This window comes from Pseudomonas sp. CAN1, assembly GCF_030462585.1.
In the GTDB taxonomy this organism is placed as follows: Bacteria; Pseudomonadota; Gammaproteobacteria; order Pseudomonadales; family Pseudomonadaceae; genus Pseudomonas.
In genome coordinates this window covers 24,476-49,194 of record NZ_JASMRU010000028.1, presented here as the reverse complement: position 1 = coordinate 49,194, position 24,719 = coordinate 24,476, and the positions used below count along the sequence as shown (strand labels likewise).

The following is a 24,719-nucleotide window of genomic DNA, read 5'->3' as shown; positions in this document are numbered from 1 at the left end:
GCGTGCGCGGTGAGTCACTGCGCCCAGTTCGGTTTGCGTTTCTGCACGAAGGCCATGGTGCCTTCGGCACCTTCCGCGCCGGTCACCGCGGCGGCGAACTGGCGCGCGGCGTCGTCCAGCAGCGGGCCGAGGGCCTCGGTCTCGGTGGCCAGCAGGAGCGCCTTGGTGGCGGCGTTGGCGCCGGGGGCGCAGCGGCGCACCTGGTCGAGCGTCTGGGCCAACTGCTCGCCGAGGCTCTCGGCGCCGTCCGCGCAGGCGTGCACCAGGCCCAGGCGCAGCGCCTCGCGGCCGTCGAAGCGGGCGGCGGTGAGCGCCAGGCGTCGCGCCTGGGTCAGGCCGACGCGCTTCACGACGAAGGGTGCGATCTGCGCCGGCAGGATGCCGAGGCTGGTTTCCGGCAGGCCGAACTGCGCGTCCATCGCCGCCAGGGCGATGTCCGAGACGCAGGCGAGGCCGAAGCCGCCGCCGAGCACCGCGCCTTCCAGCACGGCGACCAGCACCTGGGGCTGCGCCTGGGCTTCCTCCAGCAGGCCGCCGAAGGCGCGGTTCAGCGCGGCGTAAGCATCGGGACCGGCGGCGCGAGCGCCGGCCATGTCCTTGATGTCGCCACCGGCGCAGAAGTGCCCGCCAGCGCCGCGCAGGACGATGGCGCGCACGGCGCGGTCGTCGCGCACGGCGGCGAGCACCGCGCGCAGTTCGCTGACCATCGCCAGGCTCATGGCGTTGCGGCTGTCCGGGCGGTTCAGGGTGACGTGCAACACGCCGCCGTCAGCTTCCAGCAGCAGGGTTTCGCAGTTCGGCAATTCGTTCATGCCGGGGTCCTCGTCAATTCGGTATCGGCCGGTTTTCTGTAGGAGCGAGCTTGCTCGCGAACGGAGTTTCACTTGGCGCCGAGGTGCCATGCGGTTCGCGAGCAAGCTCGCTCCTACGAAGAGCCAAAGGCTCTCAGCCCTTCTTCTTGCCCGGCAGGGTGCCCATCATCTTGCAGATGATCCCCAGCATGATTTCGTCCGCGCCGCCGCCGATGGACACCAGGCGGGTGTCGCGGTAGGCGCGGGACACCGGGTTCTCCCACATGAAGCCCTGGCCGCCCCAGTACTGCAGGCAGGCGTCGGTGACTTCGCGGGCCAGGCGGCCGACCTTGAGCTTGGCCATGGAGGCCAGGCGGGTCACGTCCTTGCCACGGATGTACTGCTCGGTGGCCTGGTAGGTGAGGGCGCGCAGGCACTCGATCTCGGTCATCAGCTCGGCCATGCGGAAGTGGATGACCTGGTTGTCGATCAGCGACTGGCCGAAGGTCTTGCGCTCCTTGCAGTAGTCGATGGTGGCGTTGACGCAGTACTCCAGGCCCTTGATCCCGCTGGCGGCGCCGAACAGGCGTTCCTCCTGGAACTGCAGCATCTGCATCATGAAGCCCGCGCCCTCGGCGCCGATGCGGTTGCGCTGCGGCACGCGCACGTCGTCGAAGAACACCTGGGCGGTCTCCGAACTGCGCATGCCGAGCTTGTCCAGGTGCGGGCTGACGCTGATGCCCTTGGACTTCATCGGCACCATGATCAGCGACTTGTTGACGTGGGGTTTGTCGTCGGAGGTATTGGCCAGCAGGCAGATGAAGTCGGCGGACGGCGAGTTGGTGATCCACATCTTGCTGCCGTTGATGACGTAGTCGTCGCCATCCTTGCGCGCGGTGGTCTTCAGGCCCGCCACGTCGGAGCCGGCGCCGACTTCCGAGACGCCGATGCAGCCGACCATCTCGCCGGCGATCGCCGGCCGCAGGAACTCCTCGCGCAGCTCGTCGGAACCGAAGCGCGCCAGGGCCGGGGTGCACATGTCGGTCTGCACGCCGAGGGCCATCGGCACGCCGCCGCAATGGATGGTGCCGAACTCTTCGGCAGCGACCACCGAGTAGCTGTAGTCCAGGCCCATGCCGCCGAATTTCTCCGGCTTGGAGATGCCCAGCAGGCCGAGATCGCCGGCCTTCTTGAAGACCTCATGAATCGGGAAGCGGCCGGCCTTTTCCCATTCGTCGACGTAGGGATTGATCTCGCGCTCGACGAAATTGCGCACGGTGCGGCGGAGTTCTTCGTGTTCCTGGGTGAAGATCATTTCTTGTTCTCCGTGGGATCTTTCAAGTCAGGTAGGGCGAATAAAGCGGAACGCTTTATCCGCCGGCTTGGCGGATGACGCCGGAGGCGTCATGCGCCCTACAGTCAAAATCGTGCAACGCCGAAACGGTTGTTCTTCAGCGGCCGCACGGCCGCCTCCGCGCAGATGTCCAGCAGGTAGCCGAGCAGCGCGCGGGTGTCGCGCGGGTCGATCAGCCCGTCGTCCCACAGGCTCGCCGTGCCGTAGAGCGCGGTGGACTGGGCGTCGAGCTTCTGCGCGGTCATCTGTTCGAGCATGTCGAGCATCTTCGGGTCGGGCTCCTTGCCCTCCTTGGCGTGCTTCTCCTCGGTGACGATGCGCAGCACCTTGCCGGCTTGGGCGCCGCCCATCACAGCCGTGCGGCTGTTGGGCCAGGCGAAGATGAAGCGCGGGTCCAGCCCACGGCCGCACATGGCGTAGTTGCCGGCGCCGTAGGAGCCGCCGACGACCAGGGTGAGCTTGGGCACCGTGGCGTTGGCCACCGCCTGGATCATCTTCGAGCCGTGCTTGATCACGCCCAGGCGCTCGGATTCGGTGCCGACCATGAAGCCGGTAGTGTTGTGCAGGAACAGGATCGGCGTGTTGCTCTGCTCGCACAGCTGGATGAACTGCGCCGCCTTGGCCGCGCCTTGCGGGGTGATCGGGCCGTTGTTGCCGATCAGGCCGCAGGCGTGGCCTTCGATGTGCAGGTGGCCGCAGACGGTCTGGCTGTCGAATTCGTTCTTGAAGTCGAGGAAGCGCGAACCATCGGCGATGCGCGCGACGATCTCGCGCACGTCATAGGGCTTCTTGGCGTCCGCCGGGACCACGCCGAGCAGCTCCTCGGCCGGGTGCAGCGGGGCGTCCCACTCCTTCTTTGGGCGCGCTGGCAACTGCGCATTCCACGGCAGCGAAGCGAGGATCTCGCGGGCCAGGCGCACGCCGTCGGCGTCGTTCTCCGCCAGGTACTCGGCGGTGCCGGCGACCTGGGCGTGCAGCTCGGCGCCGCCGAGGTCTTCATCGGTGGCGATTTCGCCGGTGGCGGCTTTCAGCAGCGGTGGGCCGGCGAGGAACATCTTGGCCTTGCCGCGCACCACCACCACGTAGTCCGACAGCCCCGGCTGGTAGGCGCCGCCGGCAGTGGACGAACCATGCACCACGGTGACCTGCGGAATGCCCGCCGCCGACATGCGTGCCTGGTTGGCGAAGCCGCGAGCGCCCTCGACGAAGATGTCCGCGGCGTAGTTCAGGTTGGCGCCGCCGCTCTCGGTCAGCGCCACCACCGGCAGCTTGTTCTCGAAGGCGATCTGCTGCAGGCGCAGGGTCTTTTTCAGCCCGGTGGGGGAGATGGTGCCGCCCTTGATCGCGCTGTTGCTGGCGGTCACCAGGCAGCGCACCCCGGCGATGTAGCCGATACCGGAGATGATGCCGCCGCCGGCCTGGGTGCCGTCCTTGTCGTCATGCAGCTTGTAGCCGGCCAGCGAGGAGATTTCGAGGAACGGCGCGCCGGCGTCCAGCAGCAGGTTCAGGCGTTCGCGCGGCAGCAGCTGGCCGCGCTTGTCGAACTTGGGCTTGGCCTCGGCGGCCTTGTCCAGCACCTTCTGCTCGACCTCGCGGAAGCTCGCCACGGCGGCCAGCATGGCCTCGCGGTTGCGGGCGAATTCTTCGCCCTGGGGATCGACTTCGGATTGGATGACGGGCATCGCTTACTCCTGATCCTTGAGGACGTCCGGCAGGTAGGCGCGGTGGAAGCCGTTGTAGGAGCGGCTCTGCCCCGGCTTGCCCTTCACCAGCGGGAAGGCGCGGCTGCCCTGGCTGGCGGCGCCGTCGATGCGGATGGTGTTGCCGCTGATGAAGGCGGCGCCGGGGGAGAGCAGGAAGACGATGGCGGCGGAGACTTCCGACTCGGTGCCGATGCGCTTGAGCGGCACGTGCTCGCGCAGGGTCGGGATCACCGCCTTGAACGCGCCTTCGTAGGTGTCCATGCCACTGGAAGCGACCCAGCCCGGCGCCACGGCGTTGACCCGTACCCCGGCGTGGCCCCACTCGATGGCGGCGGTCTTGGTGAAGTTCTCCATGCCGGCGCGGGCGGCTCCGGAGTGGCCCATGCCGGGCATGCCGCCCCACATGTCGGCGAGCATGTTGACGATGCTGCCACCAGTCTTGCTCAGGCTCTGGTTGAACACTTCGCGGGCCATCAGGAAGCCGCCCACCAGGTTGGTGCGCACCACGGCCTCGAAACCCTTGAGGTTGATCGAGGCCAGCGGCGCGGGGTACTGGCCGCCGGCGTTGTTGACCAGATGATGGATCGGCCCGCGCTCGGCGATGACCTGCGCCACCAGTGCCTTCACCGCCTCCTCGTCGCGGATGTCGCAGCTGTGCCAACTGGCGCTGCCGCCGTCCTCGATGATTTCGCCAGCGGTCTTCTCCAGCTTTTCCGCCTTGCGCCCGACCAGCACCACGTGGGCGCCGAGGGCCGCCAGCTCATGGGCAGTGCAACGGCCGATGCCGCTGCCGCCGCCGGTGACGATGATGGTCTGGCCGTCGAACAGGCCGGGTTTGAAGATCGAGTCGTATGCCATTTGTTGTTGTCGTCCTGCCGGGTTTGGACCCCACCATGTCAAGGTGGCGCTCTAACGCTGTTCTTTTGTAGGAGCGAGCTTGCTCGCGAACCGCCTGACGTCATTGCCTCCGGCGAAAAGCGTTCGCGAGCAAGCTCGCTCCTACAGGGTGTGGGCGTTCACTTCATCGGCGATGTGCTGCGGCACCGCCACCGGGAATTCCAGCAACTGCTGGGCGAAGGCCTTGCCCTGCGGGTCGATGCGCAGGCTGGCGACGCCGCCGCCGCCCAGGGCGTTCTCCAGCAGGAAGTTCAGGCTGTGGCTGCCCGGCAGGTACCAGCGGCCGACCCGGCCCAGTTGCGGGTCGAGCACGTGCTGCATCCATTCGGCCACGGCGCCTTCGCTCAGCGCCTCGGCGATCCACGGCAGGTACTCAGCCTTGCGCGCCATGACGCCGATGTTGCTGTGGTTGCCCTTGTCGCCGGAGCGCGCGACGGCCAGCTTCACCAGCGGCACGCTGGCCTGGGCCGGGCCGCTGGCGGCCGGCACCGGAAGGTCGTCGGCCAGCGCGGCGGGGTCGAAGGTATCGAGGGCGGGCAGGGCGGCGCTGTGGCGCTCACCGTCGATATCCACCGCCAGCTCGCAGCTGTCCTTGTCGATCAGGAAGGAGAACAGGCGGATCACCGGGTACACGGTCGGTCGGCCGCCGACGATGCCGGTCAGACCCGGCGCCATGCCGGTGGCAGCCTGGGCGATCTCGCGGGAGAACAGCACCAGCGCCTCCTTGCGGCTGTGGCGCACGGCGAGCTTTACCACGATCTCGCGGTTGTCGCCGCGGCGCCCGTGCGGGCCGTAGGTGGCCTCGCTGCCGAGCAGTTCGATACTCACCTCGCGGTACGGGCCCCAGCCGCGTTCCATGAGGATTTCCTCGGTCTTGGCGATGATCGCCTGGCTGACCCGCTCAGCCTTCTTCACCGCGTCGATGCCGGCAATCAGGCAGCTGGCGGTGCAGCGGAAACCGTCCGGGTAGGTGGCGCTGACCTTGTATTGCCCGGTCGGCGGTAGCCCGCGCGCGCCACTGACGGCGACGCGGTTGTTGCCCACCTGGGCAAGCTTGACCTGGGTGAAGTCGCAGACCACGTCGGGCAGCAGGTAGGCGCGCGGGTCGCCGATCTCGTAGAGCATCTGCTCGCCCACCGACAGCGGCGTCACCAGCCCGCCGGTGCCTTGCGGCTTGGTCACCACGAAGTCGCCGCTGGCCTGCACTTCGACGACGGGGAAGCCGATGTGCTCGTAGTCCGGCACGCTTTCCCAGTCGGTGAAGTTGCCGCCGGTGCACTGCGCGCCGCATTCGATGATGTGCCCGGCCAGGGCGGCCTGGGCCAGCTTGTCGTAGTCGTTCCAGGCCCAGCCGAATTCATGCACCAGGGCGGCGCTGACCACGGCGCTGTCCACCACGCGGCCGGTGATGACGATGTCGGCGCCGGCTTGCAGCGCTGCAACAATGCCGGGAGCGCCGAGGTAGGCGTTGACCGAGACACACATGGGCGGCATCGGTGCATCGCTGAACATCTCGCGGATGCCGGCCTTGGCCAGTTCGCCCAGGCGCGGCTGCAGGTTGTCGCCGTGCACCACGGCGATCTTCAGCGCCACACCGGCCTTCTCGCAGGCGGCGGCCAGGGCGCTGGCGCAGGCGCCGGGATTCACCCCGCCGGCGTTGCTGATCACCCGCACCTGTTTCGCCGCGAGGTCGCCCAGCAGGGGTGTCATCACCTCGACGAAATCGGTGGCGTAGCCTGCCTCGGGATTCTTCAGGCGCGCCCCGGCCATGATCGACATGGTGATCTCGGCGAGGTAGTCGAACACCAGGTAATCCATTTCTGCGCCGCGCACCAGCTGCGCGGCGGCGGTGGAGGTGTCGCCCCAGAAGGCGGAGGCGCAACCGATACGTACGGTTCTAGTCATTGTTCTGCCCGTGACGCTGAGTGATGGAACGACATTACCAAGCAAGCGCTTGGTTGAAAAGAGCCGAATTGTGGCTGTCTGTCACCGGCACCCCAACCATTGGATGGCCAAGCGCTTGCTTGGTTGGTATTCGCGGGCTTACATTTCGTCAGACAACACAAGCACTTGCAGGACGTTTCGATGAATCGTCCTGAGCAGATCGGCCGGATGCGGCCCATGGGGAGAAACAGCGTGGATGACCGCAAAGCTCGCGAAGTGATGCAGGAGCTGGTCGGGACCGGGCAGATCACCGACCCGGAGAGCGCCCGCGGCAAGCTGCTGCAGACCGCCGCCCACCTGTTCCGCAGCAAGGGCTACGAGCGCACCACGGTGCGCGACCTGGCCGGCGCGGTGGGCATCCAGTCCGGCAGCATCTTCCACCACTTCAAGAGCAAGGACGAAATCCTCCGCTCGGTGATGGAGGAAACCATCCTCTACAACACCGCCCTGATGCGCGCGGCCCTGGCCGACGCGACGACCCTGCGCGAGCGCCTGCTGGCGCTGATCCGCTGCGAACTGCAGTCGATCACCGGCGGCACTGGCGAGGCGATGGCGGTACTGGTCTACGAATGGCGCTCGCTGTCGGAAGAGGGCCAGGCCTACATCCTCAGCCTGCGCGACATCTACGAGCAGATGTGGCTGGAGGTGCTGGAAGAGGCGCGGCTTTCCGGCTACAGCCAGGGCGATCCGTTCATCCTGCGGCGTTTCCTCACCGGGGCGCTGTCCTGGTCGATCACCTGGTTCCGCCCCGAGGGCAGCCTGACCCTCGACGAGCTGGCGCAGCAGGCGTTGTTGCTGGTGATGCGCGAGTGAGTTCGGCGTTGGCGGAAATCGATCGCGGACGGAGTCCGCTCCTACGCACGTATCAGGTTCGGTAGGAGCGGACTCCGTCCGCGATAGCTCACCGGCGGAATCGATCTGACCCGGTGCCACGGCCTCGACGGATTACCCGTTCCAGGCCGAGCTTGGAGGGAGATGGATACCAATCGCGGACGGAGTCCGCTCCTACGCATGGTTCAAGTTCGGTAGGAGCGGACTTCGTCCGCGATAGCCCGCCGGCCGCGCGGAACTACTCAGATAATCCGCAACGGATAGCTGAACAGCAGCAGGTGCAGGCAGTTCACCGCCGCATGCAGCAGCACGGGCACGATCAGGCGGCCGCTGAAGTGGAAGGCCAGGCCGTAGCCGAGGCCGGCGACGCCGGCGACCACGGCGAACAGCGGGTTGATTGGCCAGTGCACCAGGCCGAACAGGATGCTGGAGAGCGCCACCCCGAAGAAGGCGCCCAGGCGGCGTACCAGTTCGCTTTGCAGCAGGCCGCGGAAGAAGGCTTCCTCGGTCAGCGAGATGACGCAGACGTTGACCAGCATCCACAGCCAGAAGCCCGGCGGCCATTTCGGGTTCCACACCACCAGGCCGCCCGCCACGGCTACCAGCGGCACGGCGAACAGCGTGGTGACGATGGCGATGGCGGCAAAGTCCGGCGAGYGTTTTTCTTCGGCGACCGGCTCGCGGCGCAGCCACCAGGCGAGCAGGGTGATGCCCACCAGGGCCTTGTCCCAGGACAGGTGCAGGGCGTAGACGGGAGCGTCGGGGCTGAGCTGGCGCACCGGCCAGAGCGTCCACGAAGTCGTGCCGGGCAGCAGGTGCGCGGCCAGCGCCACGCTCAGCACCAGGCACACAGGCCACCAAATGAGACGCGGCAGGCGCGCCTCGGCGTAGAGGGTCCAGGCGATGTAGACGGCGCCTATCAGCAACCCCACCGGCTGGACGAAGCCCAGCGCGAATCCGCAGAGCAACAACACGATCGGCAGCAGCGGCAGGAGTTTCCTGAGCATTCTTTCCTCCATCCAGGGAGGCGCAGTCTAGGCAATTTCAACCGCCGCTGGCCATCGCCGAGGCCAGTTTTTGACTGAAGCGTCAGTCAGTTAGCCCATTTCAGCGCTTGTCCTGCGCTTCCTTGGCATCCATCTCGGCATTGCGCTCGTGGATGCGCTTGAGCTGTTCCTCGGTGAGCGGGAGCTTCTTCGCGGTGTCGCGCAGCATCATCAGCGCGCCGACGATGGAGCCCATGGCAAGGGCAATGATCAACCAGGCATACCAGGGCATGGCCGCGTCTCCGAAAAAGTGGCAGGAATTGACTCACGATACGCTGTGATTCAGACCTTGTCAGGCGCGCTGCGGTTCAGAGAATTCGCGGGCATGGGCAGTTGTTGCACGCCGATGACCGCGCCGTGAAGCTTCCCGGCCGCGCGACGGCTGTCACAGGATGGCAATCTGCCGCTGCTCTACTGGCGCCCATCCCAGCGACCGGAGTTTCGCCGATGACCACCCGCGCCCTGCACGAGCTGTTGCGCCAGGTAGCGCCCTTGGCCCCGGAATTGAGCATCAGCGACGTAGCTGAACGCTTCCTCGACGCCGAGCACCGTTCCTTCCTCTCGCTGCCGGTGGTGGACGCCGCCGGCATGCCGCTGGGGCTGGTCAGCCGCAACGGCCTGCAGGACATCTTCATGCAGCGCTTCGGCCGCGACCTCTGGGGTCGCCGCCCGGCCAGCGACGTGATGAACGCGCAGCCGCTCAAGGTGCGTGCCGACCTCAGCCTCGAGGAAGCCTCGCAACAGGTCACTGCACAGCTGAGCTACCCGATCACCGAGGACTTCGTGCTGATCGACGAGCAGGGCCGCTACCTCGGCCTGGGCACCGTGCTCGACCTGCTCAAGGCCATGGAGCAGCGCGTCGCCCAGCGCAACCGCGTGCTCCACCAGACCCTGCAGGACCTGCGCGAATCCCAGGCGCAGCTGGTGCAGTCGGAGAAGATGGCCTCCCTCGGGCAGATGGTCGCCGGCGTCGCCCACGAGCTGAACACCCCGCTGGGCTACGTGAAGAACAACGTCGCGCTGCTGCGCGAACTGCTGATCCCGCTGCTCGGCCTGACCGAGGCGCAGACCCTGCTCAACGAATGCCTGGACGACCCAGCCTGCGATCCCGAGCAACTGACCCGCGCCCGCGCCGCCTTCGAGCAGGCCCGCGACGAGGCCGCGCTGGAGCAACTGGTGGGCGACCTCGACCAGCTGTTCGGCGACACCGACTTCGGCCTCGCGCAGATCGGCGAGCTGGTCGGCGGGCTGAAGGATTTCGCCCGCCTGGACCGTGCCCGCAGCGAGGAAGTCGACCTCAACGACTGCGTGCGCAGCGCGCTGCTGATCGCCCGCAACAGCATCAAGGAAAAGGCCGAGGTCGCCACCCAGCTCGGCGCGCTGCCCAAGGTCGCCTGCGCCGCCAGCCAGATCAACCAGGTGCTGCTCAACCTGCTGACCAACGCCGCCCAGGCCATGGAAAAATTCGGCCTGATCCAGGTGAAGTCCTGGGCCGACGAGACCCATGTGCACCTCTCGGTGCAGGACAACGGCAAGGGCATGAACGAGGAGGTGCGCGCGCGCATCTTCGACCCCTTCTTCACCACCAAGCCGGTGGGGCAGGGCACGGGCCTGGGCCTGTCGATCAGCTACAAGATCGTCCAGGACCACGGCGGCCGCATCCGCGTGGCGTCCGAACCCGGACGCGGCACGCGATTCCTCATCAGCCTGCCGCTCGTGCAGGCCAGCGAACTGAAACGGAGCGCCTGAACATGAGCCAGCAGCCTGTCCGCATCCTCTTCGTCGACGACGAGGAGCGCATCCTGCGCAGCCTTGCGATGCAGTTCCGCCGTCACTACGAAGTGCTGGTGGAGACCGATCCGCACAAGGCCCTGCAGCGCCTGCGCGAGGAGCGCATCGACATCCTCGTCAGCGACCAGCGCATGCCGCAGATGACCGGCGCCGAGCTACTGGCCCAGGCCCAGGAGATTGCCCCGGATACTCTGCGTATCCTCCTCACCGGTTATTCCGACCTCGACGCGGCGGTGGAGGCACTCAACAGCGGCGGCATCTTCCGCTACCTGACCAAGCCCTGGGACCCGCAGGAAATGGCCTTCACCCTGCGCCAGGCGGCCGAGATCGCCCTGCGCCAGGCGCCGGTCGAGCCCATCGACACCAAGGCCATCAGCCGTGTGGTAGCGCCGCTCAACGTGCTGCTGCTGGACGAGGACCCCGAGACCCTGGCCAGCGTCGGCGAGTTCTGCAGCGCCGGCACCCACCAGCTGCACCGCGCGCGCAACCTGGCCGAGGCCATCCTGCGGTTGAACAGCGAGCCGATCGACATCCTCGTCAGCGACCTGAAGCTCGCTGGCGAAGACACCGCGCCGCTGCTCAAGTCCCTGGCCCAGGCCCATCCGCGCCTGCTGAGCATCGTCGTCACGCCGTTCCGCGACACCCAGGATCTGCTGGCGCTGATCAACCAGGCGCAGATCTTCCGCTACCTGCCCAAGCCGATCCGCCGCGGGCTGTTCGAGAAGGGCCTGAAGGCCGCCGCCGAGCAGGCGTTGCTGTGGCGTGCGCAGCCCGAGCAGAAGGTCACGCGCATCGCCGAGGTGCCGCGCGAGGAGCGCGAACGCGAGAAGGTCGGCAGCCTGCTGGGCATGCTCGGCCGGCTGCGCGAGCGGCTGAGTGCCTGATCGCCGTCGGCGACGCAGCATTCCTGCCCGGCGGGCTACGGAAGTCGGCGCGTTTCTGCGACAATGCGCGCCGATTTTTTCGATACCCGCGAGAGAGCCCATGTCCGCCTGCCAGACCCCGATCATCGTCGCCCTGGATTTCCCCACCCGCGAAGCCGCGCTGGCGCTGGCCGACCAGCTGGACCCGAAGCTGTGCCGGGTGAAGGTGGGCAAGGAGCTGTTCACCAGCTGCGCCGCCGGTATCGTCGAGACCCTGAACAGCCGCGGTTTCGAAGTCTTCCTCGACCTGAAATTCCACGACATCCCCAACACCACCGCGATGGCCGTGCGCGCCGCCGCCGAGATGGGCGTGTGGATGGTCAACGTGCACTGCTCCGGCGGCCTGCGCATGATGAGCGCCTGCCGTGAGACCCTGGACGCCTTCAACGGCCCGTCGCCGCTGCTGATCGGCGTGACCGTGCTGACCAGCATGGAGCGCGAGGACCTGGCCGGCATCGGCCTGGATGTCGAGCCCCAGGAGCAGGTGCTGCGCCTGGCTGCGTTGGCGCAGAAGGCCGGCATGGACGGCCTGGTGTGCTCTGCCCAGGAAGCACCGGCACTGAAGGCCGCGCACCCGGCGCTGCAACTGGTCACTCCCGGCATCCGCCCGGCCGGCAGCGCACAGGACGACCAGCGCCGCATCCTTACCCCACGGCAGGCGCTGGACAATGGCTCCGACTACCTGGTGATCGGCCGCCCGATCAGCCAGGCCGCCGACCCGGCCAAGGCCCTGGCCGAGATCGCGGCCAGCCTGGCCTGAGTTTTTCTCACGGCACAAAAAAGCCCGCATCGCTGCGGGCTTTTTGCTTTTTGCTTTTCGTAGGAGCGAGCTTGCTCGCGAACGTGTTTCCCAGCAGCCACGGAGCTGGGCGGTTCGCGAGCAAGCTCGCTCCTACAGTGGTAGGGCGCATAACCCGGAACGGGTTATGCGCCCTACATTCATTGCGCGTCGGTCGTTTAATCAGTTCGCTTGCGCTACGGGTTCCCGACCCACCCAACGCTCGCGCAGCACGTCGTACACCCAGTTGAACACCAGCGCATAGGGCAGGAAGAACAGCACCAGGCCGATGTCGAGAATGAACGCTTCCAGCAGGCTCACCGACAGCCACCAGGCGGCCAGCGGCACCAGCAGGATGATCAGGCCCAGCTCGAACAGCGAGGCGTGTAGCACGCGCACCGACAGGGTGCGGGAAAAGCCCATGCGGTTCTGCGCACGGTCGAAGGCGGCGTTGAACAGCATGTTCCACACGGTGGCGATGGCCGAGAACATCAGGGTCATGGCGCCCATGTGGCCCAGCGGTTTGTCCATCAGCCAGGCCAGGGTCGGCGCGCAGATGACCACCGCCAGCAGTTCGAAAAGGCCGGCGTGGAACATCCGCTCTTTCAGGGTTTTAGTGGGGGTCATGGGGTATCTCCAGGTATGCAACTCTCAGATCACGAGAAGGCCGACTCCGTCGGTCCGGCGCCATTATCATCGGTCGACCGGCTGGATCTAAGTTGGATACCATCGGCTTGACCGATGGAAGAGGGTTGCCACCATGCAATATTCCCCCGAATCCCTGCAGGCCTTCGCCGAAGCCGCCTGCCAGGGCTCCTTCAGCGCCGCCGCGCGCAAGCTGGGCAAGAGCCAGTCCACCGTCAGCGAGGCCATCGCCCGCCTGGAGATCGACCTCGGCCTGACCTTGTTCGACCGCAGCAGCCGCCAGCCGCAGCTGACCGAGGCCGGCCATGCGTTGCTCGGGCGGGTGGAGGAAGTGCTGATGGCCAACGACCGCCTCGGCCAGCTCGCCCATCAGCTCGTCGGCGGATTGGAGTCGCGGGTGACCCTGGCGATGTCCGACACCTATCAGTCCGCTGAATTCGAGGCGCGGCTGGCGGAGATCGATGCGCGCTACCCGGACCTGGAGTTCGAGTGGCTGATCGCCGAGGACAGCGATGTGCTCGACCTGGTCGTGCAGGGCCGCGCCAGCCTCGGCCTGCTGGCGGCGCAGCCGGAATACGCGCCGGACATCAGCTCGGCGACCCTGAGCGAACAGGCCGAGTTCGGCCTGTTCGTCAGCAGCAACCATCCGCTGGCCGGGCGTGAACGGGTGGAGCGCGAGGACCTGCTGGCCTACCGCGCGCTGCGTCTGAACACTTATCTCGATGATGCTGCGCCCATGCTCGGCGGGCGTTGCTGGAGCGCGCCGAACTACCTGCTGCTGCTGGACATGGCGGTACTCGGCTTCGGTTGGATCGAATTGCCCAGCTGGATGGTGGGACGTTTCGCCAGTGGGCGTATGCAGGAGCTGAAGGTCGCCGGCTGGCCGCGCCGCGTGGCGGTGGACGTGATCTGGTCGCGGCAGCGCCGGCTGGGGCCGGCGGCGAGCTGGTTGGCGGAACGCCTGCTGGGACGTTGAGGCGCTCTGCATCACGGCTCTGCATCACAGATTGCGGACTAAATGTGTCGAAGCCTTTGATGGTCGGCGCGACACCAGTAGGATCGGAGTTTTCCTAGATTGCGAGGTCAGGATGCGCGCCAAGCTGGAAAATTGTCTGAAGGCAGTAGATGAAGTCCTGCTCGGCAAGGACATCCAGGTGCGGCTCGCGCTGACCTGCCTGCTGGCCCGTGGTCACCTGCTCATCGAGGACCTGCCCGGCATGGGCAAGACCACCTTGAGCCATGCGCTGGCGCGGGTGCTCGGCCTGAGCTTCCAGCGCATCCAGTTCACCTCCGACCTGCTGCCCGGCGATGTGCTCGGCACCTCGGTGTTCGACAAGGACACCGGGCAGTTCGTCTTCCACCCCGGGCCGATCTTCTCCGAGCTGGTGCTGGCCGACGAGATCAACCGCGCCACGCCCAAGAGCCAGAGCGCTTTGCTGGAAGCGATGGAGGAGGGCCAGGTGACCATCGAGGGCGCGACCCGTCCGCTGCCCGAGCCGTTCTTCGTCATCGCCACGCAGAACCCGGTGACCCAGGGCGGCACCTTCGCGTTGCCCGAATCCCAGCTCGACCGCTTCCTCATGCGCCTGTCCCTGGGCTACCCCGGCCGCGCAGCGGAGAAGGCCCTGCTGCTGGGCGAGGCGCGTCGCGACCTGCTGCCGCGCCTGGAGCCGATGCTTGAGCCGAAGGAACTGATGGCGCTGCAGGCCGAGGCGCTGCAAGTGCGCGCCAGCGATGCGCTGGTGGACTATGTACTGCGTCTGGTGGAAGCCACCCGTACGCAGCCGGCCTTCGCCCTCGGCCTGTCGCCGCGCGGCAGCCTGGCGCTGCTGGCGGCGGCGCGAGCCTGGGCGTTGCTCGCCGGGCGCGATTACGTGATCCCCGAGGACGTGCAGGTGGTGCTGCCATCGGTGGCCGGCCACCGCCTGCGTGACCAGGCCGACCCCACCGGCCATGGCGGCGGCGCGCTGGTGCAGTGGCTGCTGCGCGAAGTCCCGGCGCTCTGATGTCGCTCCTGCCCGCCTGGGTCCGCCCCCGCTGGCAGGGCTGGATCGCCCGGCGCATCCCGCCCGCGCCCAGCCTGCAGCTCAACCAGCGGCGCATCTTCATCATCCCCACGCGGCAGGGCATGGCCTTCGGCGTGGCGCTGCTGCTGATGCTGCTCACCGCGATCAACTACCAGAACAGCCTGGCCTACGGTCTGACCTTCCTGCTGCTGTCGCTGTTCATCGTCGCCATCCTCCATACCTACCGCAATCTGGGCGGCCTGCGCCTGACGGCGCTCGGCGCGCAGCCGGTGTTCGTCGGCGAACAGGCCACCTTTCGCGTGCGCCTGGAAGGCGAAGGACGCCCCCGCCAGGCTATTGCCCTGGGCTGGAGCGCCGAGCGCCTGCAGTTCGCCGATGTCGCCGCCGACCAGGCCGAAGAGCTGCTGCTCAGCCTGCCGGCCGAGCGCCGTGGCTGGCTGCGACCCGGCCGCTTGCGGGTGGAGAGCCGCTTTCCGCTCGGCCTGCTGGTGGCCTGGAGCTGGGTCGATCTGGACCAGGCCGCGCTGGTCTACCCCCATCCGCTGCCCGGCGACCTGCCGCTGGATACCGGCGTGGCCGACGACGAAGAGGAGGGCGCCCGCGCCGTTGGCCGAGGCGTCGACGACTTCCAGGGGCTGCGCCCCTACCAGCCCGGCGACTCGCGCCGACGCCTGCACTGGAAGGCCTATTCCCGTGGCCAGGGGCTGCTGGTGAAGGATTTCTCCGCCCTGGCCGGGCGCAATCTCTGGCTGGAGTTCAACAGCCTGGGCGGCGACGCCGAGGGGCGTCTGTCGCGGCTGTGCTACTGGGTGCTGCAACTGTCCCTGCGGCAGCAGCCGTTCGGCCTGCGGCTGCCGGATGCGCAATTGCCGGTCGGCCTGGGTGACGGGCACCGCGAGGCCTGCCTGCGCGCCCTGGCGCTTTATGGTGTGCGCACGTGAGCAAAGCCTCAGCCGTTGCCGGCCAACCGATCCCGCGGGTCGCGCTGACCTGGCTGCTGGTCGCCCAGGCGGTGGTGATCATCCCGCACCTGGAGCACCTGCCGATCTGGATCGTCGCCCTGTGGCTGGGCTGTGCGGCCTGGCGCATCCAGGTGTTCCGCATGCGCGCGGATTATCCCAGCGGCTTCGCCAAGCTCGGCCTGGTTGCCCTGGCTGGGCTTGGGGTGTGGTTCTCCCGCGGCTCGCTGATCGGCCTGGATGCCGGCGTGGTGCTGCTGATCGCCGCCTTCGTGGTCAAGCTGGTGGAACTGCGCACGCGCCGCGACGCCTGGGTGCTGATCCTGCTCGGCTTCTTCGCGGTGACCACCAGCTACCTGTTCCAGGACGACATCCTCGCCGCCGCCTTCAGCCTGTTGCCGGTGCTGGCGCTGCTGGCGGCGGCCATCGGCCTGCAGCAGAGCGGCTTCGCCGCGCGCCCGTTCACCACCCTGCGCCTGGCCGGCAGCCTGCTGCTGCAGGCGCTGCCGCTGATGCTCCTGCTGTTCCTGCTGTTCCCGCGCATGGGGCCGCTGTGGTCGCTGCCGCTGCCGGGCGAGCAGGCCATCACCGGGCTGAGCGATTCCATGGCGCCGGGGGACATGGTCTCTCTCAGCCAGTCGCCGGCACTGGCCTTCCGCGTGAGTTTCGACGGGCAGCCGCCAGCGCATTCGCAGCTGTACTGGCGGGCATTGACGCTGGAGCGCTTCGATGGCGTGCGCTGGACCGCTGCCTTCCAGCGCGGTGATGTGGCGCCGCAATGGCGCGAGCAGGGCGCAGCGCTGAACTACCAGGTGATCATGGAGCCCAACGGGCGGCCCTGGCTGTTCGCCCTGGATGTTGCCCAGAGCACGTCGGGCAACGCGCGGCTGATGAGCGACTTCCATCTGGAGCGGCGTGCGCCGGTGCGCCAGGCGCTGATGTACCGCGCCACTTCCTGGCCGCAGGCCCTGCTCGAACCCGACGATGGCGCCCGTGCACAACGCCTCAACCTGGCACTGCCCAAGGCTGGCAACCCGCGCGCGCGGGCCTGGGCGCAAGAGCTGCATGAGCGCTATCCGCAACCGGCCGAGCTGGTCCAGGCGATGTTGCGGTATTTCCGTGAGCAACCCTTCAGCTACACCCTGCGGCCACCGGACACGGGCGCGGAGCGCATCGACGGCTTCCTGTTCAATACGCGGGCTGGCTTCTGCGAGCACTACGCCGGGGCGATGACCTTCGCGCTGCGTGCAGCCGGCATTCCGGCACGGGTGGTCACCGGCTACCAGGGCGGCGAACTCAGCGCCTCGGGGACTTACCTGAGCGTGCGCCAGTTCGATGCCCATGCCTGGGTCGAATACTGGCAGGAAGGCACCGGCTGGACCCGCGTCGATCCCACCGGAGCGGTGTCGCCCGAACGCATCGAGCAGGGGCTGGAAGCCGCCATGAGCAGCGAAGGCAGCTTCCTCGAACAGGACCCGTTCTCGCCGCTGCGCTATCGCAACATCTCGATCATCAACGAGCTGCGCGCCGCCTGGGACAACCTGAATTACTCCTGGCAGACCTCGGTCCTGGGTTACCAGGGCGAGCAGCAGGACGACATGCTCAAGCGCTGGTTCGGCGACCTGGACCGCAGCTGGATCGGTGCCTTGCTCGTAGGCGGCGGCGCGCTGCTGCTCGGCCTGCTGGCGCTGCTGCTGTTCAAGCCCTGGCGGCGCGAGCGCGACGTGCAATTGCGCAGCTTCCAGCGCTTCGAGCGGCTTCTGGTGCCGCTGGGTGTACGCAGGGAGGCGGGCGAGGGGCCACGGGCTTTTTCACGACGAGCCATCCACAAGCTGCCGGCCCACGCCGACGCGATCCGCGCCTACTGCAACGCCTTCGAAGCGCAGCGATTCGGCGGTGCGCCGCCGGATCCCGCTGCCCTGCGCGCGCATCTGAGTCGCCTGCGCCGCGAACTGCCCTGGAGGCTTTCCCGCCACCCATGAAACCAACCGTGACACAGGCCGCTTGCCGCCGCGGCGGCGAGGGCTAACCTGAGATTTCCCCTGCCCAGTGGAGTACGCCGTGACTGCCTTCAGCGATTACCTGGTGAGCCATCTGATCGAACAGGAGGTGGCGCTGTTCTCCGCTTCCTCGCGCCTGCGGGCCGACTCCGATCCGGAGGCGCTGCACGACCTGCGCATCGCCGTACGCCGCCTGCGCAGCCTGCTGCATCCGGTGCGCGGCATGCCCGGCATCGACGAGCTGGAGCAGGCCTTGGGCGACATGGGCCGGCTCAGCGGCCCGCTGCGCGACCTGGAAGTGCTGCTGCCGGTACTCGAAGCCCAGGGCTTTGACCGCGCCGCCGCGCTGCGCCGGCCGGCGCTGATCTCCGGCTACGCCACCTTGCTCGCCAGTCCGCAATGGGAACGGCTGATGATGCGCCTCGACGGCTGGCCACAGCTGTGGCGGACCGCCGAGCGCCACGATGTGCTCAAGGGGCTGCACACCAAGGTCGAGAAGCGCCTGGCGAAGGAGTGGCAGAAGCTGCGCGACGCGCTCAAGGACCCGGCCCACGACCGCCATCGCCTGCGCCTGCTGATCAAGCGCGTGCGCTATTCCCTGGAGGCCTATCCGAAGGAATCGGCGGTGCCGCAACGCCTGCTGGCGCCGCTCAAGGATGCGCAATCCGCCCTGGGCGAATGGCATGACTACGAGCAGTGGCTGATCCGCAGCGAACGCGAGCTGGACCTTATGCCCCTGCAGCCGCACTGGAACGCCCGCCACGACCTCGCCGAGCAACTGGCCGACGAGAGCCTGGAAGCCCTGGAGAAGGCCCTGCATCGAGCCCATTGATGGCGTGGCATTTCCTCTCGGGGACAAGGCTTTGGATGGTTTGCCGCAGCCGCCGGGCAACCTAAGATCGCCGGCAGTCCCCCATGGAAGAGCGAACATGACCTTCACCGAAATGCTCCAGGCGGCCCGCGCCGCGCCCTTGTCCATCGTCATTCCGGCCGCCTGGGCCCAGGGCCGCGCCAGTTTCGGTGGCCTGGTGGCGGCACTGGCCTACGAGGCGATGGCGGCGGTGGCCGAGGCCGGGCGCCCGGTGCGTTCGCTGGCGATCACCTTCGTCGGCCCGATCGAGGTGGAAGTCCCGGTGAGCTTCGAGGCCGAGGTGCTGCGCGAGGGCAAGTCGGTCAGCCAGGTGTCCTGCCGCGCCGTGCAGAACGGCCAGGTGGTGCTGCTGGCCCAGGGCAGCTTCGGCGTGGCGCGGGAATCCGTCGTGCAGGTCGAAGGCCTGCCGCCGCCGGTCTTCAAGGCCATCGAGGACTGCCAGGAGCTGCCCTATATCCGCAAGCTGATGCCGGCCTTCACACAGAACATCGCCATGCGCTGGGCGGTGGGGCACATGCCGTTTTCTGCCAGCCGCGAGCGCGAGATGGGTGGCTGGATGCGCTTCCGTGGCGACGGTGTGGGCGAGGAGCCGATGGAGGTCAGCCACCTGCTGGCGCTGATCGACGCCTGGCCGCCGGCCAACCTGCCGCACTTGAAATCCCCGGCGCCGTCCAGCTCGCTGACCTGGACCGTGGAGTTCGTCCAGCCGCTGCCGGCAATGCCCGCCAATGGCTGGTGCCAGTACCTGGCAAGTATCGAGCACGCCCGCGACGGCTATGGTCACATCGCGGCGCAGACCTGGTCGGCCGACGGTCAACTGCTGGCGATCGGTCGGCAGACGGTGACCATCTTCGGCTGACGCCGGCCAGCGCTGATCAGAGCCCGGGCGCAGTTTCCGTGCGATTGCGCCCACCGGCCTTGGCCCGGTAGAGCGCGCGGTCGGCGCGGGCCAGCAGGTCTTCCAGGCGCACTTCGTCGGCATGCCGCTCGGCCACGCCAATGCTCAGGGTCAGGCGCACGCGGCTGCCGTCATCGCAGGTGAAGGACAGCGCCTGTACGCTGTTGCGCACCCGTTCGGCCACCTGCTGCGCCTGCTGCAGGTCGGTTTCCGGCAGGATCGCGGCGAACTCCTCGCCACCCAGCCGGCCCAGCAGGTCGACCTCGCGCAGGCTGTGGGTCAGCTCCTGGGCCACCGCCTTCAACACCGCATCGCCGAAGGCGTGGCCATGGGTGTCGTTGATCGGCTTGAAGAAATCGATGTCCAGCATCAACGCCGCGCACTGGCGGTTGTAGCGCTGCGCGCTCTTGAGCAGGGCGAGGCCGCGTTTGACGAAGGCGTGGCGGTTCTGCAGGCCGGTCAGCGGATCGGTGGTGGCCAGCAGGCGCAGTTCCTGTTCCATGGTCTTGCGCTGGTTGATGTCGAAACTCCAGACCAGCGAGGCGGGGCGGCCGTCCACTTCCATGCGCCGTGCCCAGACGATTGCCCAGTAGGGCGGGTTGCCTGCCAGGCGGGTTTCCCAGCTGTCGAGCTGGCCGTGCTCGGCGAGGGACAGGCGGAAGCGTGCTTCCTCGTCGGGGTCGTCGAACAGCCGGTGCAGGGTGAACGGCTCGTGCGGCTGGATGCCGGTGCGCTGCAGCAGGCGCGGGCTGACGTAATGGGCGCGGGAATCCTCGTCGCTGAGCAACGCCACGTCGCTGGGGCTGGTGTCGAGGATGTAGCGCAGCAGCGTCTTGCGCTCGCTCAGCTCGTGGGTGCGCTGCTCGACCCGCTGTTCCAGCGATTGGTTGAGGTCGTTCAGGCGCTGGGTCAGCAGCAGCTTGCGCCGCGAGTTGGCGATCACCCGCAGGGCCAGCAGCACGCTGCACAGGCCCAGGCCCGTGAGCACCCAGGCGAGCAGGTTGAAGGCGTGCTGCAGGTCCAGGCGCTCGGCGTCGAGGTAGTTGGTCAGGGCGATATTGGTGGCCACCACCAGTTCGTGGGCGGGTTCGAGCAGCGGCGGCAGCTCGCGCTGCATTTCCTCGGCCAGCACCTTCGCCGCCTGCGGCTGGCCCCAGGGCGCGCGGGCCAGCCAGGCGTCGCTCAGGCGCTGGATCTGTTCCAGGGTGGCCTGGATTTCCGGGCGCGGCATGCCCAGGTAGGCGTAGACGGGTGTCTCGCGCAGCGGCGGCAGCAGGCTGGAAAGGACCTCGATGCGGGTCGCCAGCGCATCGCTGTCGCTCTCGCCGGCCAGCACCTGACGCGCGGTCTTCAGCGAGCGGCCGAGCTCCGCGCGCAACTGGTAGGCCTGCCAGAGTTCGCTGTGGGTATCGGGCTGGGCCAGCAGGTGGACGTGCTGGCGCACCAGCAGCAGCGCGGCGCCGGCGCCGACAGTCAGCGTCACGATGAGGGCGCTGAGAACGCTGATGATCAGCCGGCGATGGCGCCGGCCGGGACGATGCGGGGGCACGGCGCTCACTCCACGGTTATACGGCTGACCTGCCAGACGGTGCGATTGATGTACACCTGGGTGCGCAGCTCCGGGTGATCGACCATCGGGTAGATGATGAACAGCGGGCCGCGCTCGGCGATGCTGATGAGCTGGTCGTCACGGCGGTAGGCGAGGATCGGCTGGAAGCGTTCGAGGTCGCTCAGCGGGATCAGCGCGGAGTAGTCGTTCAGCGCTTCGACCCGCAGGTGCTGCGCGGCATAGCGCGGGCTGCCCACCAGCAGGTCGCTCAGGCGCACACCTTCCCAGGTGTGCGCCTGAGTCTCCTCCGGGAGCATTGCCCGCACGGTGCGGCTAGGCAGGGCCTGCAGCCGGGCCAGGGTGAAATGGCGCGCGAGCTGCGGCTGCCCGGCTACCGCCACGGTCAGCAGGGTGCGCTGGTCGGCCGGCTGCTCCGGGGCGGCGAGGGCGATTGTGCCAGCGCAGGTGCCAATAATCAGGCAGGCAAAAATGCCAATAAAATGACGAAAAGCCGACATCTCAACAGCTCGTGACGAAATCTCGTCGATTATATCGGCGAACCTGCCGGGTTCTTGAATGGCCGAAATGCCGCGCCCTGCGGTTATCCCCGACTTAGCGGTGACGATTGCGCCAGGCGCGCCACCAGGCGCCGCTGAGAACGAAGCGCGGGAAGGTGACGAATTGCTCCGCCAGCAAGCGGCCCACGGCGTCCTGGCGATCGGTGAAGGGCTCGGGCGCCTGCGCTTCGAGCTTGTGTCCGCGGCCCTGGATCGCCAGCGAGGCGACCATGCCGATCAGCCCCAGCAGGATGCTCGCCAGGCTCAGGCTGAATAGCCCGCTGAGCAGGGTCAGGGCGCCGAGGATGAACAGCGGCACGGCAATGATGTGCAGGGCCAAGTTGGTCGGGTTGCGGTGGTTGGCGGCGTAACCCTGCCATTGCCAGGTGAACAGGTTGGGGTGGCGTTTGCCCATGGTGCAGCTCCCTGGGCTTGAAAGCCCGAGACTGAAAAGCCCGCCTGAGCGCAGGCGGGCGCAATGCCAGCAGTCTAGGTGCTGCCGCGCAGCCCGCGCCAATGGGCGCAGGCTATTCGGGCAATAGGCGTTACAGGCGCAGCTGGCGAATGGCGCGGCTGAGCTCGCCGGCGAGGTCGGCCAGCTGGTGGCTGGTGCCGGCCGAATCCACCGTCTGCTGCACGGTGTGTTCGGTGACGTCGCGGATGCCTACCACCGAGCGGGTCATCTCTTCGGCCACCTGGCTCTGCTGCTCGGCGGCCACGGCGATCTGTGTGTTGCTCTCGCGCATCAGCGCCACGGCCGAGGCGATGGCGGCCAGGGCTTCGCCGGCTTCGCGGGCTTCCTCGACGCAGCCGTCGGCCTTGATCGAGCTTTCCTGCATGAACTCCACGGCGTCACGGGTGCCGGACTGCAGTGCGTTGATCATCTGGGTGATCTCGTCGGTGGAGTCCTGCACGCGCTTGGCCAGGTTGCGCACTTCATCGGCGACCACGGCGAAGCCGCGGCCCATTTCGCCGGCACGGGCAGCCTCGATGGCGGCGTTGAGGGCGAGCAGGTTGGTTTGTTCGGCGATGCCGTGGATCACGCTGACCACGCTGCTGATCTTGTGGCTGTCCTGGGCCAGCTGCTGGATCATCTCGGCGGTCTGCTGCACGCCCTGGGACAGTCCGGCGATGGACTGGCCGACGCGGCCGACCACCTGCTGGCCATTGCCGGCGAGGCGGTCGGCTTCCTGCGACTGGTCGCGGGTGTCGGCGGCGTGCTGGGCGATGTGGTGAACGGTGGTGGACATCTCGTTGATGGCGGTGGCGGCCTGGTCGGTCTCGCTCTGCTGGCCGAGCATGCCCTGGCGCACCTGGCCCATGCTGTTGGCGAGGCTGCGCGCACCTTCGTCGAGGCGCCCGGCGGCCTGGGCAACGGTGCCGACCACGCGCTGGTAGCCRGCCTGCATGGCGTTGAAGGCGGTGGCCATCTGGCCGACTTCGTCGCGGCTTTCCAGCGGCACGCGGGCAGCCAGGTCGCCACTCTTCTCCACATGGAGCATCACGTCGCGCAGGGTCAGCAGGTGGGTGAGGATGAAGCGGATCAGCAGCTGCGAGGCGGCCAGCAGGGCCAGCATCAGCACCAGCACGGCGCCGGCGAAGGGCAGGGCGCGATCCTCGAAGACAGTCCAGAAATCCCCGCCTGGGGCGAGCACGGCGACCCGCTGGCCATTGCCGATATCCTGCACATAGGCCCCGGCCAGTGCACCGTTGCGGCTCTGCGCGCCTTGCAGGTCGACCCAGCCGCTGGCGCGGGACAGCGCCGAGGCGTCGATGCCGGCGATCTGCGGCGTGCTGCCGGCAGCGAAGCTGACGAGGTTACTGCTGCTGGGCAGCGGCGTGCCGGCCGGCCAACTCTTGAGCAACTGGGCCTGGGCTTCGGCACCCTGGCGTGCCTGCTGGTCGCGCCCGTCCAGCTCCTGGTGCATGGCGAACAGCACCAGCAACAGGGTGGTGACGAAGGCGACCGCGTTAACGGCCCAGAACTTGTACTTGAGGGAAATATCGCGAATCCAGGCGGCCATAAATCTCTTCTTGTCGGTCAAATAATGGCAAGGCGCCATTATTGTCGTGAAAAGGGGGAAGGTTGGCCATTGATACCGATCAAGCCACCTTCTGCCCCCGACTTATCGGCCGACGAGCCGCGATCTTGAGAGCTGGTTCAAATTTCCGGCAGGTTGAAAAACGCTCGCGCGCAGGCCGTGGTGTGGGCCGCAACCGCCTCGGCGCTCTCGCCACGATGCTCGGCCACGCAGGTCAGCACTTCCGGCAGGTAGGCCGGCTGGTTGCGGCCGCTCTTGGGCTTCGGGCGCAGGGTGCGTGGCAACAGATAGGGAGCGTCGCTTTCCAGCATCAGCCGGCCGGCGGGAATCTCCCGCACCAGTTCCTGCAGGTGGGTGCCGCGGCGCTCATCGCAGATCCAGCCGGTGATACCGATGTGCAGGTCGAGGTCGAGGTAGGAATAAAGAGTGCGGCGCTCGCCGGTGAAGCAGTGCACCACAGCGGCGGGCAACTGGTCGCGGAAACCCTTGAGAATCGCGAGCAGGCGCTCGCCGGCATCGCGTTCGTGGATGAACACCGGCAGTTGCAGTTCCACCGCCAGGCCCAGCTGTTCTTCGAAAGCCTTCTCCTGCAGCGGGCGCGGCGAAAAGTCGCGGTTGAAGTCCAGCCCGCATTCGCCCACCGCCTTTACCCGATCCTCTGCCAGCAGGCCGCGCAGCACCTTCGCGCTGCCGCTGTTCCAGTGGCTGGCTTCATGCGGGTGAACGCCCGCAGTGCAGTAAAGACGCTGCTCTTCGTCCAGTTGCCGGCACAGTTCCAGGGCCTGTTCGCTGTCGTCCAGGCTGGTGCCGGTGAGCACCATCTGCACGACGCCGGCATCGACCGCGCGAGCGAGGACCGCTTCACGTTCCGGCACAAAGCTCGGGTGGGTGAGGTTGACGCCGATGTCGATCAGTTGCATTTTTCTTCTCTTTTGTCAGAAAGCGGAGCATAGCAAACCCCGCTTTTTGCATGAAATTTCTTAAAAAACAGCGGGTTGCGGATTATTCCGAAGATCTATCGGAAGTTTCGGGTTGGTAATGAACCCCTCCTGTGAGAGTCTTGCGCGCCCTTGGCGGCCGGAACTTCCGGCCGAAACCGCACTCGAATCGGCC

General features: G+C 67.5%; 23 protein-coding genes. 10 read left to right on the top strand and 13 right to left on the bottom strand.

All coding sequences use genetic code 11. The annotated features are described in order from the left end of the window. Nucleotides 1-14: 14 nt before the first annotated feature. The 5 genes from atuE to QO207_RS25525 all read right to left on the bottom strand — a co-directional run bounded on the left by atuE (nt 15) and on the right by QO207_RS25525 (nt 6,650). The gene (atuE, locus tag QO207_RS25545; RefSeq protein ID WP_301535056.1) at nt 15-812 is read right to left on the bottom strand and encodes an isohexenylglutaconyl-CoA hydratase; all 798 of its coding nucleotides are present in this window, start codon (nt 810-812) and stop codon (nt 15-17) included. 133 nt (nt 813-945) lie between these two features. After that, nucleotides 946-2,106, bottom strand: a complete 1,161-nt coding sequence (atuD, locus tag QO207_RS25540; protein WP_301535055.1) for a citronellyl-CoA dehydrogenase — start codon at nt 2,104-2,106, stop codon at nt 946-948. 104 nt (nt 2,107-2,210) lie between these two features. Continuing rightward, nucleotides 2,211-3,827: a geranyl-CoA carboxylase subunit beta gene (atuC, locus tag QO207_RS25535; protein ID WP_301535054.1), complete on the bottom strand. Its 1,617-nt coding sequence runs from the start codon at nt 3,825-3,827 to the stop codon at nt 2,211-2,213. Nucleotides 3,828-3,830: 3 nt separating this feature from the next. Next, nucleotides 3,831-4,706 (bottom strand): SDR family oxidoreductase, encoded by an 876-nt coding sequence (locus tag QO207_RS25530; RefSeq protein ID WP_301535053.1) that lies wholly within the window; start codon nt 4,704-4,706, stop codon nt 3,831-3,833. A gap of 141 nt (nt 4,707-4,847) precedes the next feature. Continuing rightward, on the bottom strand, nt 4,848-6,650 hold the full coding sequence (locus QO207_RS25525) for an acyclic terpene utilization AtuA family protein (protein WP_301535052.1): 1,803 nt from the start codon (nt 6,648-6,650) through the stop codon (nt 4,848-4,850). Nucleotides 6,651-6,881: 231 nt separating this feature from the next. Here QO207_RS25525 and QO207_RS25520 point away from each other — a divergent pair, with 231 nt between their 5' ends. Beyond that, nucleotides 6,882-7,502 (top strand): TetR/AcrR family transcriptional regulator, encoded by a 621-nt coding sequence (locus QO207_RS25520; RefSeq protein WP_301535072.1) that lies wholly within the window; start codon nt 6,882-6,884, stop codon nt 7,500-7,502. 260 nt (nt 7,503-7,762) lie between these two features. Here the strand turns inward: QO207_RS25520 and QO207_RS25515 are convergent, their stop codons facing one another. After that, entirely contained in the window at nt 7,763-8,527 is a 765-nt protein-coding gene (locus tag QO207_RS25515) for a CPBP family intramembrane glutamic endopeptidase (RefSeq protein ID WP_301535051.1), read from the bottom strand. A 100-nt stretch (nt 8,528-8,627) separates the two neighbouring features. Beyond that, entirely contained in the window at nt 8,628-8,798 is a 171-nt protein-coding gene (locus QO207_RS25510; RefSeq protein WP_301535050.1) for a DUF2897 family protein, read from the bottom strand. Between the two features lie 215 nt (nt 8,799-9,013). Here QO207_RS25510 and QO207_RS25505 point away from each other — a divergent pair, with 215 nt between their 5' ends. The 3 genes from QO207_RS25505 (at nt 9,014) to pyrF (ending at nt 12,040) form a co-directional block, all read left to right on the top strand. Further along, nucleotides 9,014-10,315, top strand: a complete 1,302-nt coding sequence (locus tag QO207_RS25505; RefSeq protein WP_301535049.1) for a sensor histidine kinase — start codon at nt 9,014-9,016, stop codon at nt 10,313-10,315. Between the two features lie 2 nt (nt 10,316-10,317). After that, on the top strand, nt 10,318-11,241 hold the full coding sequence (locus QO207_RS25500; RefSeq protein ID WP_301535048.1) for a response regulator: 924 nt from the start codon (nt 10,318-10,320) through the stop codon (nt 11,239-11,241). A 100-nt stretch (nt 11,242-11,341) separates the two neighbouring features. After that, nucleotides 11,342-12,040, top strand: a complete 699-nt coding sequence (gene pyrF / locus QO207_RS25495; protein WP_024764511.1) for an orotidine-5'-phosphate decarboxylase — start codon at nt 11,342-11,344, stop codon at nt 12,038-12,040. A 201-nt stretch (nt 12,041-12,241) separates the two neighbouring features. Here pyrF and QO207_RS25490 read toward each other — a convergent pair whose 3' ends face one another. Then, on the bottom strand, nt 12,242-12,685 hold the full coding sequence (locus QO207_RS25490) for a multidrug/biocide efflux PACE transporter (RefSeq protein ID WP_184586806.1): 444 nt from the start codon (nt 12,683-12,685) through the stop codon (nt 12,242-12,244). A 133-nt stretch (nt 12,686-12,818) separates the two neighbouring features. On the opposite strand from QO207_RS25490, the gene QO207_RS25485 reads away from it, so the two are divergent. The 6 genes from QO207_RS25485 (at nt 12,819) to QO207_RS25460 (ending at nt 19,419) form a co-directional block, all read left to right on the top strand. After that, a complete protein-coding gene (locus tag QO207_RS25485; protein WP_301535047.1) occupies nt 12,819-13,679 on the top strand; it encodes a LysR family transcriptional regulator in 861 nt (286 codons plus the stop codon). A gap of 112 nt (nt 13,680-13,791) precedes the next feature. Further along, nucleotides 13,792-14,709, top strand: a complete 918-nt coding sequence (locus QO207_RS25480; RefSeq protein ID WP_301535046.1) for a MoxR family ATPase — start codon at nt 13,792-13,794, stop codon at nt 14,707-14,709. After that, entirely contained in the window at nt 14,709-15,671 is a 963-nt protein-coding gene (locus QO207_RS25475; protein WP_301535045.1) for a DUF58 domain-containing protein, read from the top strand. Before QO207_RS25480 ends, QO207_RS25475 begins: the two co-directional genes overlap by 1 nt. Further along, complete coding sequence (locus QO207_RS25470; RefSeq protein ID WP_301535044.1) at nt 15,668-17,671, top strand: DUF3488 and transglutaminase-like domain-containing protein; 2,004 nt, start codon at nt 15,668-15,670, stop codon at nt 17,669-17,671. The genes QO207_RS25475 and QO207_RS25470 overlap by 4 nt, the downstream gene beginning before the upstream one ends. A gap of 79 nt (nt 17,672-17,750) precedes the next feature. Next, the gene (locus QO207_RS25465) at nt 17,751-18,521 is read left to right on the top strand and encodes a CHAD domain-containing protein (RefSeq protein WP_301535043.1); all 771 of its coding nucleotides are present in this window, start codon (nt 17,751-17,753) and stop codon (nt 18,519-18,521) included. Nucleotides 18,522-18,618: 97 nt separating this feature from the next. Next, complete coding sequence (locus QO207_RS25460; RefSeq protein ID WP_301535042.1) at nt 18,619-19,419, top strand: acyl-CoA thioesterase II; 801 nt, start codon at nt 18,619-18,621, stop codon at nt 19,417-19,419. A 16-nt stretch (nt 19,420-19,435) separates the two neighbouring features. On the opposite strand, the gene QO207_RS25455 is transcribed toward QO207_RS25460, so the two are convergent. The 5 genes from QO207_RS25455 to QO207_RS25435 all read right to left on the bottom strand — a co-directional run bounded on the left by QO207_RS25455 (nt 19,436) and on the right by QO207_RS25435 (nt 24,526). Next, on the bottom strand, nt 19,436-21,007 hold the full coding sequence (locus QO207_RS25455) for a diguanylate cyclase (protein WP_301535041.1): 1,572 nt from the start codon (nt 21,005-21,007) through the stop codon (nt 19,436-19,438). Between the two features lie 5 nt (nt 21,008-21,012). After that, the gene (locus tag QO207_RS25450) at nt 21,013-21,525 is read right to left on the bottom strand and encodes an oxidoreductase (RefSeq protein ID WP_301535040.1); all 513 of its coding nucleotides are present in this window, start codon (nt 21,523-21,525) and stop codon (nt 21,013-21,015) included. A 94-nt stretch (nt 21,526-21,619) separates the two neighbouring features. Then, entirely contained in the window at nt 21,620-21,979 is a 360-nt protein-coding gene (locus tag QO207_RS25445; protein WP_301535039.1) for an Mpo1-like protein, read from the bottom strand. A 130-nt stretch (nt 21,980-22,109) separates the two neighbouring features. Further along, nucleotides 22,110-23,588, bottom strand: coding sequence for a methyl-accepting chemotaxis protein (locus QO207_RS25440; protein WP_301535038.1), 1,479 nt, complete (start codon nt 23,586-23,588; stop codon nt 22,110-22,112). Nucleotides 23,589-23,725: 137 nt separating this feature from the next. Then, nucleotides 23,726-24,526 (bottom strand): TatD family hydrolase, encoded by an 801-nt coding sequence (locus QO207_RS25435; RefSeq protein ID WP_301535037.1) that lies wholly within the window; start codon nt 24,524-24,526, stop codon nt 23,726-23,728. Nucleotides 24,527-24,719 lie beyond the last annotated feature (193 nt).

Coding starts and splice junctions, on each gene's coding strand:
- QO207_RS25475 (WP_301535045.1), top strand. CDS start 14,709: ATGTCGCTCCTGCCCGCCTGGGTCCGCCCCCGCTGGCAGGGCTGGATC.
- QO207_RS25460 (WP_301535042.1), top strand. CDS start 18,619: ATGACCTTCACCGAAATGCTCCAGGCGGCCCGCGCCGCGCCCTTGTCC.
- atuC (WP_301535054.1), bottom strand. CDS start 3,827: ATGCCCGTCATCCAATCCGAAGTCGATCCCCAGGGCGAAGAATTCGCC.
- pyrF (WP_024764511.1), top strand. CDS start 11,342: ATGTCCGCCTGCCAGACCCCGATCATCGTCGCCCTGGATTTCCCCACC.
- QO207_RS25445 (WP_301535039.1), bottom strand. CDS start 21,979: ATGGGCAAACGCCACCCCAACCTGTTCACCTGGCAATGGCAGGGTTAC.
- atuE (WP_301535056.1), bottom strand. CDS start 812: ATGAACGAATTGCCGAACTGCGAAACCCTGCTGCTGGAAGCTGACGGC.
- atuD (WP_301535055.1), bottom strand. CDS start 2,106: ATGATCTTCACCCAGGAACACGAAGAACTCCGCCGCACCGTGCGCAAT.
- QO207_RS25450 (WP_301535040.1), bottom strand. CDS start 21,525: ATGTCGGCTTTTCGTCATTTTATTGGCATTTTTGCCTGCCTGATTATT.
- QO207_RS25500 (WP_301535048.1), top strand. CDS start 10,318: ATGAGCCAGCAGCCTGTCCGCATCCTCTTCGTCGACGACGAGGAGCGC.
- QO207_RS25435 (WP_301535037.1), bottom strand. CDS start 24,526: ATGCAACTGATCGACATCGGCGTCAACCTCACCCACCCGAGCTTTGTG.
- QO207_RS25480 (WP_301535046.1), top strand. CDS start 13,792: ATGCGCGCCAAGCTGGAAAATTGTCTGAAGGCAGTAGATGAAGTCCTG.
- QO207_RS25485 (WP_301535047.1), top strand. CDS start 12,819: ATGCAATATTCCCCCGAATCCCTGCAGGCCTTCGCCGAAGCCGCCTGC.
- QO207_RS25525 (WP_301535052.1), bottom strand. CDS start 6,650: ATGACTAGAACCGTACGTATCGGTTGCGCCTCCGCCTTCTGGGGCGAC.
- QO207_RS25490 (WP_184586806.1), bottom strand. CDS start 12,685: ATGACCCCCACTAAAACCCTGAAAGAGCGGATGTTCCACGCCGGCCTT.
- QO207_RS25530 (WP_301535053.1), bottom strand. CDS start 4,706: ATGGCATACGACTCGATCTTCAAACCCGGCCTGTTCGACGGCCAGACC.
- QO207_RS25510 (WP_301535050.1), bottom strand. CDS start 8,798: ATGCCCTGGTATGCCTGGTTGATCATTGCCCTTGCCATGGGCTCCATC.
- QO207_RS25505 (WP_301535049.1), top strand. CDS start 9,014: ATGACCACCCGCGCCCTGCACGAGCTGTTGCGCCAGGTAGCGCCCTTG.